We start from the raw sequence: 13605 nt of genomic DNA on the forward strand, positions 1-13605 counted from the left end.
ACGTCGGCCATCACAGCTCCAGCCCCGCTTCCCGGGCGCCGTCGGCGACCGCAGCCACCCGGCCGTGGTACTTGTTGCCACCGCGGTCGAAGACCACGGTGTCGACCCCGGCGGCCTTGGCACGCGCGGCGACGAGCTCGCCGACCTTGCGGGCCTTCGCGGTCTTGTCGCCGTCGAGGGCGCGCAGGTCCGCCTCGAGGGTCGAGGCGGAGGCGACGGTCTTGCCGACCGTGTCGTCCACGACCTGCGCCACCATGTGGCGCGAGGAGCGGGTCACGACGAGGCGCGGACGCGTCGCGGTGCCCTTGATCTTCTTGCGCAGGCGCAGGTGACGGCGCTGACGAGCGACGGCCTTGCCCTTGCCCAGAACCTTGAGAGCCATCACTTACCAGCCTTTCCGACCTTGCGGCGGACGACCTCGCCGGCGTAGCGCACGCCCTTGCCCTTGTAGGGCTCGGGCTTGCGGATCTTGCGGATGTTCGCTGCGACCTCGCCGACCTGCTGCTTGTCGATACCCGCGACCGAGAACTTGGTCGGGCTCTCGACCGAGAAGGTGATGCCCTCCGGCGCCGTGACGGTCACCGGGTGCGAGAAGCCGAGGGCGAACTCGAGGCTCTGACCCTTGGCGGCCACGCGGTAACCGGTGCCGACGATCTCGAGCTTCTTCTCGTAGCCCTCGGTGACACCGGTGACGATGTTCGCGAGGAGGGTGCGCGTGAGGCCGTGCAGCGCACGGGACTTGCGCTCGTCGTCCGGGCGCGACACCACGAGGGTGCCGGCGTCCTGAGCGACCGTGATGGGGGTGGGCACCGTGTGCTCCAGGGTCCCCTTCGGGCCCTTGACGGTCACGAGCGCACCGCTGATGGTGACGTCCACGCCGGCCGGGACCGGAACGGGGAGCTTGCCGATTCGAGACATGGCGATTCTCCTTTCCGGATTACCAGACGTAGGCGAGGACTTCGCCGCCGACGCCCTTGGCCTGGGCCTGACGGTCGGTCAGCAGGCCGGAGGACGTGGACAGGATCGCCACGCCGAGGCCGCCGAGGACCTGAGGCAGGTTGGTGGACTTCGCGTAGACGCGGAGACCGGGCTTCGAGACGCGGCGGACGCCGGTGAGGGCGCGCTCGCGGCTCGGGCCGTACTTGAGCGTGAGGGTGAGGGTCTTGCCGACCTTCGCGTCCTCGACGGTCCAGCCGGAGATGTAACCCTGCGCCTGCAGGATCTCCGCGATGTTCGACTTCAGCTTCGAGTGCGGCATGGTGACCGTCTCGTGGTGCGCCGAGTTCGCGTTACGCAGACGCGTGAGCATGTCTGCGATGGGGTCTGTCATGGTCATTGGGCTCCAGCCCTTCCTCGCCGGGGTATCCGGGCGGTACCGCGGTACCGCCCGGACCTACGGCGTAGTGGTTTTACCAGCTGCTCTTGGTGACGCCGGGGAGCTCGCCGCGGTGGGCCATCTCCCGCAGGCAGATCCGGCACAGGCCGAACTTGCGGTAGACCGAGTGCGGACGGCCGCAGCGCTGGCACCGGGTGTAGGCGCGGACGGCGAACTTCGGCTTGGCGTTCGCCTTGTTGATCAGGGCCTTCTTCGCCATGTCAGTTCTCCTTGAAGGGGAAGCCGAGACGGCGCAGCAGGGAGCGGCCCTCGTCATCGGTCGTCGCCGTGGTCACGACCGTGATGTCCATGCCGCGGACGCGGTCGATCTTGTCCTGGTCGATCTCGTGGAACATCGACTGCTCCGTGAGACCGAAGGTGTAGTTGCCGTGCCCGTCGAACTGCTTCGGGCTCAGGCCGCGGAAGTCGCGGATACGCGGCAGCGCGATCGACAGCAGGCGGTCGAGGAACTCCCACATCCGGTCGCCGCGCAGCGTGACGTGCGCGCCGATCGGCATGCCCTCACGCAGCTTGAACTGCGCGATGGACTTCTTCGCCCGCGTCACCTGGGGCTTCTGCCCGGTGATCGCGGTGAGGTCGCGGATCGCGCCCTCGATGAGCTTGGAGTCCTTCGCCGCGTCACCGACACCCATGTTCACGACGATCTTGGTCAGACCGGAGACCTGGTGCAGGTTCTGGTGGCCGAACTCCTCGCGCAGGGCCGCGACGATCTCCTCGCGGTACTTCTGCTTGAGGCGCGGGGTGGCCGGGGCCTCGAGAGTGGTCTCGGTCATCAGATGTCCTTCCCGGAACGCTTGGCGACGCGCACGCGGACGGTGCGGGTACGGCCGTCGCGCTCGACCTGCTCGGTGCGGAACCCGACGCGCGTGCCCTTCTTGGTCTCCGGGTCGACGATCATCACGTTCGAGACGTGGATCGGCGCCTCGACGGTCTCGATGCCACCCGTGCGGGTGCCGCGAGCCGTCTGGCCGGCCTTGACGTGCTTGGTGACGCGCTGCACGCCCTCGACCACGATGCGGTCGGAGTCCTTGAGGACCTCGAGCACACGGCCCGTCTTGCCCTTGTCGCGACCGGCGATGACGATCACCTGGTCGCCCTTCTTGATCTTCGCCATGGTCAGAGCACCTCCGGCGCCAGCGAGACGATCTTCATGAACCGCTTGTCGCGCAGCTCGCGCCCGACCGGGCCGAAGATGCGGGTGCCGCGGGGCTCGCCGTCGTTCTTGAGGATGACGGCGGCGTTCTCGTCGAACTTGATGTAGGAACCGTCCGGACGACGGCGCTCCTTGGCGGTCCGGACGACGACGGCCTTGACCACGTCGCCCTTCTTCACGTTGCCGCCGGGGATCGCGTCCTTGACGGTGGCGACGATCGTGTCGCCGATACCGGCGTAGCGACGGCCGGATCCACCGAGAACACGGATGCAGAGAATCTCCTTGGCACCCGTGTTGTCGGCGACCCGCAGTCGCGACTCCTGCTGGATCATCGATTGATCTCCTGTCGTCGAGCTGGTTCTCGTCCCGAGAGATCCCGGGCGAGCCTTGCCGAACGGATAGTTGCTGTGGTGGTCGGGACGGGCCGCATACGTGTGTCACGGCCCGCCCCGGCCGAAGGTCTCAGAAGACCTTCTGGATCACTTGGCCTTCTCGAGGATCTCCGTCAGGCGCCACCGCTTGGTCGCGGACAGCGGACGGGTCTCCATGATCTCGACCAGGTCGCCGATACCGGCGGAGTTCTGCTCGTCGTGCGCCTTCACCTTGGTGGTGGTGCGCAGGACCTTGCCGTACAGCGGGTGCTTCTTGCGGTCCTCGACCTCGACGACGATGGTCTTGTCCATCTTGTCGCTGACGACGTAGCCGCGACGCACCTTGCGCGTACCGCGCTCGGTCGCCTCAGCGGCCACCGCGTTGGTGTTCTCGCTCATCGATGCCTCACTCACTCACGCTCGGGGCCGTGCGGATACCGAGCTCGCGCTCGTGCAGGACCGTGTAGATCCGCGCGATGTCGCGCTTGACGGCCTTGATCCGACCGTGGGACTCCAGCTGGCCGGTGGCCGACTGGAAGCGGAGGTTGAACAGCTCCTCCTTGGCCTTCTTCAGCTCGGCGACGAGCTTCTCGTCGTCGAAGCCATCGAGGTCAGCGGGGGCCAGGCCCTTGGTTCCGACTGCCATCAGTTAGCACCACCCTCGCGCACCACGAAACGGCACTTCATCGGGAGCTTGTGGATCGCGCGGCGCATGGCCTCACGGGCCAGCTCCTCGTCGACACCCGCCAGCTCGAAGACGATCCGGCCGGGCTTGACGTTGGCGACCCACCACTCGGGCGAACCCTTACCGGAGCCCATGCGGGTCTCGGCGGGCTTCTTGGTCAGGGGACGGTCCGGGTAGATGTTGATCCAGACCTTGCCGCCACGCTTGATGTGGCGGGTCATCGCGATACGAGCAGCCTCGATCTGGCGGTTGGTGACGTAGGCCGGCTCGAGAGCCTGGATGCCGAAGTCGCCGAACGCGATCGTGGTGCCACCCTTGGCCGCGCCGGAGCGCTTGGGGTGGTGCTGCTTGCGGTGCTTGAGCCTGCGGGGGATCAGCATGACTCAGGCCTCCGTTCCGGACTCGGGGGCCGCAGCCTGCTCCGTCGCCGGGGCCGCGTCGGACGCGGGGGCGTTCTCGGCGGCCGGCTGGGCCTGACGCTCGGGGCGACGACCGCCACCGCGGCGCTCCCCACGCTCCGGACCACGGCCACGACCCTGACGGGGCGCGGCGGCGGCCTGCTGCGCGGCGAACTCCTTCTCGGTGATGTCGCCCTTGTAGATCCACACCTTCACGCCGATGCGGCCGAAGGTGGTGCGGGCCTCGTAGAAGCCGTAGTCGATGTTCGCGCGCAGCGTGTGCAGCGGCACACGACCCTCGCGGTAGAACTCCGACCGGCTCATCTCGGCGCCGCCGAGGCGGCCGGAGACCTGCACGCGGATGCCCTTGGCACCGGCCCGCTGGGCGGACTGGATGCCCTTGCGCATGGCGCGGCGGAACGAGACGCGGCTCGCGAGCTGCTCGGCGATGCCCTGCGCGACCAGCTGCGCGTCGATCTCCGCGTTCTTGACCTCGAGGATGTTGAGCTGGACCTGCTTGCCCGTGAGCTTCTCGAGCTCGCCGCGGATGCGGTCGGCCTCGGCACCCCGGCGACCGATGACGATGCCCGGACGCGCCGTGTGGATGTCCACGCGGACGCGGTCGCGGGTGCGCTCGACCTCGACCTTGGAGATGCCGGCCCGCTCGAGACCGGTGCTCATGAGCTTGCGGATCGCCACGTCCTCGCGGACGTAGTCGCGGTACCGCTGACCAGGCTTGGTGCTGTCGGCGAACCAGCGCGACCGGTGGTCGGTGGTGATGCCGAGGCGGTACCCGTGCGGGTGAACCTTCTGCCCCACTATCGGGCCCCTTCCTTCTGCTCACGCGGTGCGACGACCACCGTGATGTGGCTGGTGCGCTTGAGGATCTGGCTCGCACGCCCCTGCGCCCGCGGACGGAACCGCTTGAGCGTCGGCCCCTCGTCGACGAACGCCGCCGAGACGAAGAGCTCCGTCTCGTCGAAGCGCTCGCTGGCGCGGTCGGCCTTCACCCGGGCGTTCGCGACGGCGCTCTCCACAACCTTGCGGATCGGCTCGCTCGCCGCCTGCGGCGCGAACTTCAGCACCGCGACGGCCTCGGCGGCCTGCTTGCCACGGATGAGGTCCACGACGCGCCGGGCCTTCTGGGGCGTGACACGGACGAACCGCGCCTGCGCCTTGGCTTCCATTGCTGTCCTGCTTCCTTTTCTCAGACCGTCGGGGCCTGTCGTCCGGCTGACCCGGGGGTCAGCGGCGACGGCCCTTCTTGTCGTCCTTCACGTGGCCGCGGAAGGTTCGCGTGGGAGCGAACTCGCCGAGCTTGTGGCCGACCATCGCCTCGGTGACGAAGACCGGGGTGTGCTTCCGGCCGTCGTGCACGGCAAAGGTGTGACCGAGGAAGTCGGGCGTGATGACCGACCGACGGGACCAGGTCTTGATGACGTTCTTGGTCCCCTTCTCGTTCTGAGCGTCCACCTTCTTCTGCAGGTGGTCGTCGACGAAGGGGCCCTTCTTCAGGCTACGAGGCATCTGTCAGGCTCCTATCAGCGCTTCTTGCCGGTGCGGCGACGGCGGACGATCAGCTTGTCGCTCGGCTTGTTCGGGCGGCGGGTCCGGCCCTCGGGCTGGCCCCACGGGCTGACCGGGTGGCGACCACCGGAGGTCTTGCCCTCACCACCACCGTGCGGGTGGTCGACCGGGTTCATGACCACACCACGCACGGTCGGGCGGACGCCCTTCCAGCGCTTGCGGCCGGCCTTGCCCCAGTTGATGTTCGACTGCTCGGCGTTGCCCACCTCGCCGACCGTGGCGCGGCAGCGCAGGTCGACGTTGCGGATCTCGCCGGACGGCATGCGCAGCTGGGCGTACGGGCCGTCCTTCGCGACGAGCTGCACGGACGCACCGGCGGAGCGGGCGATCTTCGCGCCGCCACCGGGGCGGAGCTCGACGGCGTGGATGACCGTACCGGTCGGGATGTTGCGCAGCGGCAGGTTGTTGCCGGGCTTGATGTCGGCGCCGGCACCGGCCTCGACGACGTCGCCCTGCGACAGCTTGTTCGGCGCGATGATGTAGCGCTTCGTGCCGTCCGCGTAGTGCAGGAGCGCGATCCGAGCCGTGCGGTTCGGGTCGTACTCGATGTGCGCGACCTTGGCGGGCACGCCGTCCTTGTCGTGGCGACGGAAGTCGATGACGCGGTACGCGCGCTTGTGGCCACCACCCTTGTGACGGGTCGTGATGCGGCCGGTGTTGTTGCGCCCACCGGTCTTGGACAGCGGTCGGACCAGAGACTTCTCCGGCTGCGAGCGCGTGATCTCGACGAAGTCGGCGACGCTGGAGCCGCGGCGGCCGGGCGTCGTCGGCTTGTACTTACGGATTCCCATGGGTTAGTCCTCGATCTGCTCTCTGCGCCTCAGGAAGCCGGACCGCCGAAGATGTCGATCGTGCCCTCACGGAGGGTCACGATCGCGCGCTTCGTGTCCTTGCGCTTGCCCAGGCCGAAGCGCGTGCGACGCGCCTTGCCCTTGCGGTTGATCGTGTTGACCGAGTCGACCTTGACGCCGAAGACCTGCTCGACCGCGATCTTGATCTCGGTCTTGTTGGCCCGCGGGTCCACGACGAAGGTGTACTTGCCCTCGTCGAGGAGGTTGTAGGACTTCTCGGAGACGACCGGCGCGATCAGGATGTCGCGCGGGTCCTTCGTCACGGCGGTCACTTGGTGGCCTCCTCGGTCTCGGCCGCCTCGGACTCCGTGGCGACGGCCTTCACGCTCTTGCCCGTGGCCGGGCCGGCGAGGAACGCGGCGAGCGCACCCTCCGTGAAGACGACGTCGTCGGAGACGAGCACGTCGTAGGTGTTGAGCTGGTCCGCCGTCAGCAGGTGGACCTGCTGGACGTTGCGGAGCGACTTGATCGTCAGCTCGTCCGAGCGCTCGGTGACCACGAGGACGTGCGTGCGCTCGGTGAGCGCGGCGATCGTCTTGACGGCGGTCTTGGTCGACGGCGCGCCGTCGATGCCGAAGCCGGAGACCACGTGGACGCGGCCGGCGCGAGCCCGGTCGGACAGGGCACCGCGCAGGGCGGCGGCCTTCATCTTCTTCGGGGTCCGCTGGTCGTACTTGCGCGGCTGCGGGCCGTGGACGGTGCCACCGCCGGCGAACTGCGGGGCGCGGGTCGAACCCTGGCGGGCGCGGCCGGTGCCCTTCTGCTTGTACGGCTTGCGGCCACCGCCGCGGACCTCGCCGCGGGTCTTGGTGGCGTGCGTGCCCTGGCGGGCGGCAGCGAGCTGCGCGACGACCACCTGGTGGATCAGCGGGACGTTGGTGTCGATGTCGAACACCTCGGCAGGAAGCTCGGCGGAGCCGGCCTTCTTGCCCTGGGCGTCGAGCACGTCGACGGTCTGGTTAGCCATGGGGGTCACGCACCCTTCGCGGCGCTACGCACGACGACGACGCCACCCTTGGGGCCGGGAACCGCGCCCTTGACGAGCAGCAGACCCTTCTCGGCGTCGACCGCGTGGACGGTCAGGTTCTGGACGGTCATGCGCTCGTGGCCCATGCGACCGGCCATCCGCAGGCCCTTGAACACGCGCGACGGCGTCGAGGCGCCACCGATCGAGCCGGCCTTGCGGTGGTTGCGGTGGGCACCGTGCGAGGCGCCGACACCGGAGAAGCCGTGGCGCTTCATGACGCCCGCGGTGCCCTTGCCCTTGGTGGTGCCGACGACGTCGACCACGGCGCCGGCCTCGAAGGCGGCGGCAGTGATCTCCTGGCCGAGCGTGAACTCGGCGGCGTCCTCGGTCCGGACCTCGGCGACGTGGCGGCGCGGCGTGACGCCGGCCTTCTCGAAGTGGCCCTTGAGCGGCTTGGTGACCTTGCGCGGGTCGATCTGGCCGGCGGCGAGCTGGACGGCCGCGTAGCCGTCGGCGTCCGCGGAGCGGACCTGCGTCACGACGTTGGTCGGGACGGCCACGACGGTGACGGGGACAAGACGACCGGCGTCGTCCCACAGCTGCGTCATACCGAGCTTGGTGCCGAGCACCGCGGTCACGTTCTTCTGCTGGTTGGTCATATCTATCCCAGCCTCAGAGCTTGATCTCGATGTTCACGTCGGCAGGCAGGTCGATACGCATGAGCGAGTCGACGGCCTTCGGCGTGGGATCGATGATGTCGATGAGCCGCTTGTGCGTACGCATCTCGAAGTGCTCGCGGCTGTCCTTGTACTTGTGAGGCGACCGGATGACGGTGAAGACGTTCTTCTCCGTCGGCAGCGGCACCGGACCCACGACCGTCGCACCAGCGCGCGTCACCGTGTCGACGATCTTGCGCGCCGAGCTGTCGATGACCTCGTGGTCGTAGGACTTGAGCCGGATGCGGATCTTCTGTCCCGCCATGGCGTCGTCTGACTCTCTCTCTCGAACCGCTACTGTCCGACCCCCGCGCTCGGGCGTGTCGCAGTTGTTGAAACAACAGCGCGACGTACCCGGGCGCACACCGAACCGGCGTGGGGCCGTTGATTGTGGTCCGCGAGGCGGACCACGACGTTTGTCTGGCCTGTCGAGACATGTGTCCCGCGGGGCGCTCTAGCGCGTCGACAGCCGGCAACCCCGCGACCCCTCTCCGGGAGGGGATCCGCTCCAGGCGACGCGGGCCGTTCCGAAGATTCCGGACCGGCGCACGCACCGTGGTGCTACACACTGTTCGACACGAGAAAGAACGCGCCCGTGACAGGCAACCTGAACATCTTGCCACAGGGAAGCCCCTGATTCCAAGCCGGAACGGGGTTCTTCCGCTGTGACGCCGGACGCACCGGTCCTCGAGGACCAGCTGCGCCCGGGCACGCAGGAGGCCCGGACCCTGTGCGGGCCCGGGCCTCCTGCTCAGGCGATCAGCAGATCACTTGATGATCTTGGTGACACGGCCGGAACCGACCGTGCGGCCACCCTCACGGATGGCGAAGCCGAGGCCCTCCTCCATGGCGATCGGCTGGATCAGCGCGACCGTCATCTCGGTGTTGTCGCCGGGCATGACCATCTCGGTGCCCTCGGGCAGCGTGATGACGCCGGTGACGTCCGTGGTGCGGAAGTAGAACTGCGGACGGTAGTTCGAGTAGAACGGGTTGTGGCGCCCACCCTCGTCCTTGCCCAGGATGTAGACCTGAGCCTCGAAGTCGGTGTGCGGGGTGATCGAACCCGGCTTCACGACGACCTGGCCGCGCTCGACGTCCTCGCGCTTGATGCCGCGCAGGAGCAGACCGGTGTTGTCGCCGGCCTGGGCCTGGTCCATCTGCTTGTGGAACGTCTCGATACCGGTGACCGTGGTCTTCTGCGGCTCGCGGATACCGACGATCTCGACCTCGGAGTTGACGTCGAGCGTGCCGCGCTCCACCTTGCCGGTCACGACGGTGCCGCGGCCGGTGATCGTGAAGACGTCCTCGATCGGCATGAGGAACGGCTTGTCGAGCTCGCGCACGGGGTCGGGGACGTTCTCGTCCACGGCCTCCATGAGCTCCAGGATCTTCTTGGTCCACTCGGGGTCACCCTCGAGGGCCTTGAGGCCGGAGACGCGGACGACGGGCGCGTTGTCGCCGTCGAAGTCCTGCGACGACAGCAGCTCGCGGACCTCCATCTCGACGAGCTCGAGGATCTCCTCGTCGTCGACCATGTCGGACTTGTTGAGCGCGACCAGCAGGTAGGGCACGCCCACCTGGCGGGCCAGCAGCACGTGCTCGCGCGTCTGGGCCATCGGACCGTCGGTCGCCGCGACCACCAGGATCGCGCCGTCCATCTGGGCGGCACCGGTGATCATGTTCTTGATGTAGTCGGCGTGACCCGGGGCATCGACGTGCGCGTAGTGACGCTTGGGCGTCTCGTACTCGATGTGCGCGATGTTGATCGTGATGCCGCGCTGCTTCTCCTCCGGCGCGGCGTCGATCTCGTCGAAGTTGCGCTGCGTGTTCGCCGGCAGGTCGGGGTACGTGTCCGCGAGCGTCTTCGAGATCGCGGCGGTGAGCGTGGTCTTGCCGTGGTCCACGTGCCCGATCGTGCCGACGTTGACGTGCGGCTTGGTCCGCTCGAACTTGGCCTTAGCCACTGGGGTCCTCCTGGGACTTGGGTAGATGTTCCGAACGTTGCGGGTGTTGGCCGATCAAGCCTAGACCCGCGGGGCGTTGCGGCTTCCTACAGGTTGATGGTTGTGCTGGTCGTCGACCTGTGGGGGCTCACTCGCCCCGGGTCTTCTTGATGATCTCGTCAGCAACGTTGCGAGGAACCTCGGCGTAGCTGTCGAACTGCATCGAGTACACCGCGCGGCCCTGCGTCTTGGAACGCAGGTCACCGATGTACCCGAACATCTCGCTCAACGGTACCTGGGCGCGCACGACCTTGACACCGGTCGCGTCCTCCATGGACTGGATCATCCCACGACGCGAGTTGATGTCACCGATCACGTCGCCCATGTACTCCTCGGGCGTCCGGACCTCGACGGCCATGACGGGCTCGAGGATGACCGGGTCGGCCCGCTTGATGCCCTCCTTGAAGACCATCGAGCCGGCGATCTTGAACGCCATCTCCGAGGAGTCGACGTCGTGGTAGGCACCGTCGAGCAGCGTGGCCTTGACCCCGACCACGGGGAACCCGGCCAGGACGCCCTGCTGCATCGCCGACTGGATGCCGGCGTCCACGGACGGGATGTACTCGCGCGGGATGCGCCCACCGGTGACCGCGTTGGCGAACTCGTAGAGCTCGCCGTCCGCCGTCTCGAGCGGCTCGAAGGTCACCTGGACCTTCGCGAACTGGCCCGAGCCACCGGTCTGCTTCTTGTGCGTGTAGTCGATCTTCTCCGCGGCGCGGCGGATCGTCTCGCGGTACGCCACCTGCGGCTTGCCGACGTTCGCCTCGACCTTGAACTCGCGACGCATGCGGTCGACGAGGATGTCGAGGTGGAGCTCGCCCATGCCGCCGATGACGGTCTGGCCGGTCTCCTCGTCCAGCTTGACGCGGAAGGTCGGGTCCTCCTGGGCGAGCTTCTGGATCGCCGTGGAGAGCTTCTCCTGGTCGGCCTTCGTCTTCGGCTCGATGGCCACGTCGATGACCGGCTCGGGGAAGGTCATCGACTCGAGGATGACCGGGTTCGCCGGGTCGCACAGGGTGTCACCGGTGGTGACGTCCTTGAGCCCGATGAACGCGTAGATGTGCCCGGCGTGGGCCTCCTCGACCGGGTTCTCCTTGTTGGAGTGCATCTGGAAGAGCTTCCCGATGCGCTCCTTCTTGCCCTTGGTCGAGTTCTGGACCTGCGCGCCCTGCGCGACCTTGCCCGAGTACACGCGCACGTAGGTGAGCTTGCCGAAGAACGGGTGCGTGGCGACCTTGAACGCGAGGGCCGAGAACGGCTCCGCCTCGTCCGGGCGACGCTCGATGATCTTCTCCGCGTCCTTGACGTCGTGGCCCTGGACGGCCGGGACGTCGAGCGGGGTCGGCAGGTAGTCGATGACGGCGTCGAGCATGGGCTGCACGCCCTTGTTCTTGAACGCCGAGCCGCACAGGACCGGGAAGGCCTCCGAGCGGATCACGAGCTTGCGGATGCCGGACTTGATCTCGGCGATCGAGAGCTCCTCGCCACCGAGGAACTTCTCGAGCAGCTCGTCGTCGGCCTCGGCGACGGCCTCGACGAGCTCGGCCCGGTACTGCTGAGCCTTCTCGACGAGGTCGGCCGGGATCTCCTCGACCGCGTACTCCTCGCCCATCTTGGTGTCGCCGCGCCACGTGAGCGCCTTCATCTCGAGCAGGTCGACGACGCCCTCGAAGTCGTTCTCCGCCCCGATCGGGAGCTGGATGACCAGCGGCTTCGCCTTGAGACGGTTGATGATGGTGTCGACCGTGAAGTAGAAGTCGGCGCCCAGCTTGTCCATCTTGTTGACGAAGCAGATGCGCGGGACGTCGTACTTGTCGGCCTGGCGCCACACGGTCTCCGACTGGGGCTCCACGCCCTCCTTGCCGTCGAACACCGCGACGGCACCGTCGAGCACGCGCAGCGAGCGCTCGACCTCGACGGTGAAGTCCACGTGACCGGGGGTGTCGATGATGTTGATCTGGTTGTTCTTCCAGTAGCAGGTCGTCGCGGCGGACGTGATCGTGATGCCGCGCTCCTGCTCCTGCTCCATCCAGTCCATCGTCGACGCACCGTCGTGCGTCTCACCGATCTTGTAGTTCACACCCGTGTAGAACAGGATGCGCTCGGTGGTGGTGGTCTTGCCGGCATCGATGTGGGCCATGATGCCGATGTTGCGGACCTTGTTCAGGTCGGTCAGCACGTCGAGTGCCACGGTGTCTTACCCCTTGTCGGTGGAAGGTCGGAAGCCGGGCCGGAGGTCCGGCCCCCGGCCGGCTCCGGATCCGCGGACGGCCCCGGGGATCACCCGGAGCCGTCCTGAGCGCATCACCAGCGGTAGTGCGCGAACGCCTTGTTCGAGTCGGCCATCTTGTGCATGTCCTCGCGGCGCTTCACCGCGGCACCGAGGCCGTTGGAGGCGTCGAGGATCTCGTTCATCAGACGCTCGGTCATCGTCTTCTCGCGACGGGCGCGCGAGAAGTCCGTGAGCCAGCGGAGCGCGAGCGTCGTGGAACGGGCCGGACGGACGTCGACGGGAACCTGGTAGGTGGCGCCACCGACACGGCGGGAGCGGACCTCGAGAGCCGGGCGGACGTTCTCCAGCGCGCGCTTGAGCACGACGACCGGGTCCTGGTCCGTCTTGGCACGGACACCCTCGAGGGCGCCGTAGACGATCGCCTCGGCGGTGGACTTCTTGCCGTCGAGCAGGACCTTGTTGATCAGCTGCGTGACGACGGGCGACCCGTAGACGGGGTCGACGATGAGCGGCCGCTTGGGGGCCGGACCCTTGCGAGGCATCAGGCCTTCTCCTTCTTCGCGCCGTACTTGCTGCGGGCCTGCTTGCGGTTCTTCACGCCCTGCGTGTCGAGCGCGCCGCGCACGATCTTGTAGCGGACACCCGGGAGGTCCTTCACACGGCCGCCGCGGACGAGCACGATCGAGTGCTCCTGCAGGTTGTGGCCGACGCCCGGGATGTACGCCGTGACCTCGGTACCCGAGGACAGCTTGACGCGCGCGACCTTGCGGAGCGCGGAGTTCGGCTTCTTGGGGGTGGTGGTGTACACACGGGTGCACACGCCGCGCCGCTGGGGGGAGGACTTGAGGGCGGGCGTCTTCGACGCCGTGGCCTTCGTGCTCCGGCCCTTGCGGACGAGCTGCTGGATCGTAGGCACTACGTCTCCGTCGTCTTCTCGAGCTCACGAGGGCCGGCCGGCCCTCGACGGTGGTCTGTCTGGCTGGTGCGTGCCGATCGCATGCGGCACCGGCGGCCCTCACGGACCGCAACGCCACTTACCACCGGCTCGATGGCCCGGGCCCGCTCCCCCGTCCTCGCGGACGGTCCGAGCGATCTTCCCGGGGTACCTGTGCGCTCAGGTCGGCGACGCCTCCGGCAGCCGGCCCGAGCCGAGGCTCCGGACTGACAGCGGGATGCGCGCGCGACGGCACGGGCACGGCTTCCAAGATTACCCGCGGAAGCAAGCGGGGTCAAAGGAACGAGGCA

At 67.9% G+C, this 13605-nt stretch carries 22 protein-coding genes; all 22 read right to left on the minus strand.

Annotation, left to right across the window (positions count from 1 at the left end):
- Positions 1–10 precede the first annotated feature (10 nt).
- Positions 11–382 carry a 50S ribosomal protein L18 gene (gene rplR, locus ACFWDO_RS02135; protein WP_380321646.1) on the minus strand — a complete coding sequence of 124 codons (372 nt, stop codon included), beginning with the start codon at positions 380–382 and terminating at the stop codon, positions 11–13.
- Positions 382–918, minus strand: coding sequence for a 50S ribosomal protein L6 (gene rplF, locus ACFWDO_RS02140; RefSeq protein ID WP_380321643.1), 537 nt, complete (start codon positions 916–918; stop codon positions 382–384). Before rplF ends, rplR begins: the two co-directional genes overlap by 1 nt.
- A gap of 19 nt (positions 919–937) precedes the next feature.
- Complete coding sequence (rpsH, locus tag ACFWDO_RS02145; RefSeq protein WP_380244185.1) at positions 938–1336, minus strand: 30S ribosomal protein S8; 399 nt, start codon at positions 1334–1336, stop codon at positions 938–940.
- Between the two features lie 73 nt (positions 1337–1409).
- Positions 1410–1595 carry a type Z 30S ribosomal protein S14 gene (locus ACFWDO_RS02150; RefSeq protein ID WP_013837851.1) on the minus strand — a complete coding sequence of 62 codons (186 nt, stop codon included), beginning with the start codon at positions 1593–1595 and terminating at the stop codon, positions 1410–1412.
- Between the two features lies 1 nt (position 1596).
- A complete protein-coding gene (rplE, locus tag ACFWDO_RS02155) occupies positions 1597–2169 on the minus strand; it encodes a 50S ribosomal protein L5 (RefSeq protein ID WP_380321640.1) in 573 nt (190 codons plus the stop codon).
- A complete protein-coding gene (gene rplX / locus ACFWDO_RS02160; protein WP_380321637.1) occupies positions 2169–2510 on the minus strand; it encodes a 50S ribosomal protein L24 in 342 nt (113 codons plus the stop codon). The genes rplE and rplX overlap by 1 nt, the downstream gene beginning before the upstream one ends.
- Before the next feature lie 2 nt (positions 2511–2512).
- Positions 2513–2881: a 50S ribosomal protein L14 gene (gene rplN, locus ACFWDO_RS02165; RefSeq protein ID WP_380321634.1), complete on the minus strand. Its 369-nt coding sequence runs from the start codon at positions 2879–2881 to the stop codon at positions 2513–2515.
- Positions 2882–3028: 147 nt separating this feature from the next.
- Positions 3029–3319, minus strand: a complete 291-nt coding sequence (rpsQ, locus tag ACFWDO_RS02170; RefSeq protein ID WP_380321631.1) for a 30S ribosomal protein S17 — start codon at positions 3317–3319, stop codon at positions 3029–3031.
- Between the two features lie 7 nt (positions 3320–3326).
- Positions 3327–3566 carry a 50S ribosomal protein L29 gene (gene rpmC, locus ACFWDO_RS02175; protein WP_380321628.1) on the minus strand — a complete coding sequence of 80 codons (240 nt, stop codon included), beginning with the start codon at positions 3564–3566 and terminating at the stop codon, positions 3327–3329.
- Positions 3566–3985: a 50S ribosomal protein L16 gene (gene rplP / locus ACFWDO_RS02180; RefSeq protein ID WP_380244191.1), complete on the minus strand. Its 420-nt coding sequence runs from the start codon at positions 3983–3985 to the stop codon at positions 3566–3568. Before rplP ends, rpmC begins: the two co-directional genes overlap by 1 nt.
- A 3-nt stretch (positions 3986–3988) precedes the next feature.
- Positions 3989–4822 (minus strand): 30S ribosomal protein S3, encoded by an 834-nt coding sequence (gene rpsC, locus ACFWDO_RS02185; RefSeq protein ID WP_380321625.1) that lies wholly within the window; start codon positions 4820–4822, stop codon positions 3989–3991.
- Entirely contained in the window at positions 4822–5190 is a 369-nt protein-coding gene (gene rplV / locus ACFWDO_RS02190) for a 50S ribosomal protein L22 (RefSeq protein WP_079572426.1), read from the minus strand. Before rplV ends, rpsC begins: the two co-directional genes overlap by 1 nt.
- A gap of 58 nt (positions 5191–5248) precedes the next feature.
- Positions 5249–5530, minus strand: coding sequence for a 30S ribosomal protein S19 (gene rpsS, locus ACFWDO_RS02195; RefSeq protein ID WP_075829208.1), 282 nt, complete (start codon positions 5528–5530; stop codon positions 5249–5251).
- 14 nt (positions 5531–5544) lie between these two features.
- Complete coding sequence (gene rplB, locus ACFWDO_RS02200) at positions 5545–6381, minus strand: 50S ribosomal protein L2 (protein WP_380321622.1); 837 nt, start codon at positions 6379–6381, stop codon at positions 5545–5547.
- Positions 6382–6410: 29 nt separating this feature from the next.
- Positions 6411–6713, minus strand: a complete 303-nt coding sequence (gene rplW / locus ACFWDO_RS02205; protein ID WP_079572420.1) for a 50S ribosomal protein L23 — start codon at positions 6711–6713, stop codon at positions 6411–6413.
- A complete protein-coding gene (gene rplD, locus ACFWDO_RS02210) occupies positions 6710–7408 on the minus strand; it encodes a 50S ribosomal protein L4 (RefSeq protein ID WP_380321620.1) in 699 nt (232 codons plus the stop codon). Before rplD ends, rplW begins: the two co-directional genes overlap by 4 nt.
- 5 nt (positions 7409–7413) lie before the next feature.
- Positions 7414–8067, minus strand: a complete 654-nt coding sequence (rplC, locus tag ACFWDO_RS02215; protein WP_380321618.1) for a 50S ribosomal protein L3 — start codon at positions 8065–8067, stop codon at positions 7414–7416.
- Positions 8068–8080: 13 nt separating this feature from the next.
- Entirely contained in the window at positions 8081–8389 is a 309-nt protein-coding gene (gene rpsJ / locus ACFWDO_RS02220; protein ID WP_013837837.1) for a 30S ribosomal protein S10, read from the minus strand.
- Positions 8390–8891: 502 nt separating this feature from the next.
- Complete coding sequence (gene tuf / locus ACFWDO_RS02225; RefSeq protein ID WP_380321615.1) at positions 8892–10088, minus strand: elongation factor Tu; 1197 nt, start codon at positions 10086–10088, stop codon at positions 8892–8894.
- Between the two features lie 127 nt (positions 10089–10215).
- Positions 10216–12318 carry an elongation factor G gene (fusA, locus tag ACFWDO_RS02230; RefSeq protein WP_380321612.1) on the minus strand — a complete coding sequence of 701 codons (2103 nt, stop codon included), beginning with the start codon at positions 12316–12318 and terminating at the stop codon, positions 10216–10218.
- A gap of 113 nt (positions 12319–12431) precedes the next feature.
- A complete protein-coding gene (rpsG, locus tag ACFWDO_RS02235) occupies positions 12432–12902 on the minus strand; it encodes a 30S ribosomal protein S7 (RefSeq protein WP_380321609.1) in 471 nt (156 codons plus the stop codon).
- Complete coding sequence (gene rpsL, locus ACFWDO_RS02240) at positions 12902–13276, minus strand: 30S ribosomal protein S12 (protein WP_380321606.1); 375 nt, start codon at positions 13274–13276, stop codon at positions 12902–12904. The genes rpsG and rpsL overlap by 1 nt, the downstream gene beginning before the upstream one ends.
- Between the last annotated feature and the right edge of the window lie 329 nt (positions 13277–13605).

This window comes from Isoptericola sp. NPDC060185 (assembly GCF_042728595.1).
GTDB lineage: Bacteria > Actinomycetota > Actinomycetes > Actinomycetales > Cellulomonadaceae > Isoptericola.

Bases quoted from the DNA above. Each gene is read 5' to 3' on its own strand.
- rpmC (WP_380321628.1), bottom strand. From the start codon at position 3,566: ATGGCAGTCGGAACCAAGGGCCTGGCCCCCGCTGACCTCGATGGCTTC.
- rplX (WP_380321637.1), bottom strand. From the start codon at position 2,510: ATGGCGAAGATCAAGAAGGGCGACCAGGTGATCGTCATCGCCGGTCGC.
- rpsQ (WP_380321631.1), bottom strand. From the start codon at position 3,319: ATGAGCGAGAACACCAACGCGGTGGCCGCTGAGGCGACCGAGCGCGGT.
- rplC (WP_380321618.1), bottom strand. From the start codon at position 8,067: ATGACCAACCAGCAGAAGAACGTGACCGCGGTGCTCGGCACCAAGCTC.
- rplN (WP_380321634.1), bottom strand. From the start codon at position 2,881: ATGATCCAGCAGGAGTCGCGACTGCGGGTCGCCGACAACACGGGTGCC.
- rplP (WP_380244191.1), bottom strand. From the start codon at position 3,985: ATGCTGATCCCCCGCAGGCTCAAGCACCGCAAGCAGCACCACCCCAAG.
- rplE (WP_380321640.1), bottom strand. From the start codon at position 2,169: ATGACCGAGACCACTCTCGAGGCCCCGGCCACCCCGCGCCTCAAGCAG.
- rplR (WP_380321646.1), bottom strand. From the start codon at position 382: ATGGCTCTCAAGGTTCTGGGCAAGGGCAAGGCCGTCGCTCGTCAGCGC.
- rpsS (WP_075829208.1), bottom strand. From the start codon at position 5,530: ATGCCTCGTAGCCTGAAGAAGGGCCCCTTCGTCGACGACCACCTGCAG.
- rplB (WP_380321622.1), bottom strand. From the start codon at position 6,381: ATGGGAATCCGTAAGTACAAGCCGACGACGCCCGGCCGCCGCGGCTCC.
- rpsH (WP_380244185.1), bottom strand. From the start codon at position 1,336: ATGACCATGACAGACCCCATCGCAGACATGCTCACGCGTCTGCGTAAC.
- rplV (WP_079572426.1), bottom strand. From the start codon at position 5,190: ATGGAAGCCAAGGCGCAGGCGCGGTTCGTCCGTGTCACGCCCCAGAAG.
- rpsG (WP_380321609.1), bottom strand. From the start codon at position 12,902: ATGCCTCGCAAGGGTCCGGCCCCCAAGCGGCCGCTCATCGTCGACCCC.
- rpsJ (WP_013837837.1), bottom strand. From the start codon at position 8,389: ATGGCGGGACAGAAGATCCGCATCCGGCTCAAGTCCTACGACCACGAG.
- rplF (WP_380321643.1), bottom strand. From the start codon at position 918: ATGTCTCGAATCGGCAAGCTCCCCGTTCCGGTCCCGGCCGGCGTGGAC.
- ACFWDO_RS02150 (WP_013837851.1), bottom strand. From the start codon at position 1,595: ATGGCGAAGAAGGCCCTGATCAACAAGGCGAACGCCAAGCCGAAGTTC.
- rplD (WP_380321620.1), bottom strand. From the start codon at position 7,408: ATGGCTAACCAGACCGTCGACGTGCTCGACGCCCAGGGCAAGAAGGCC.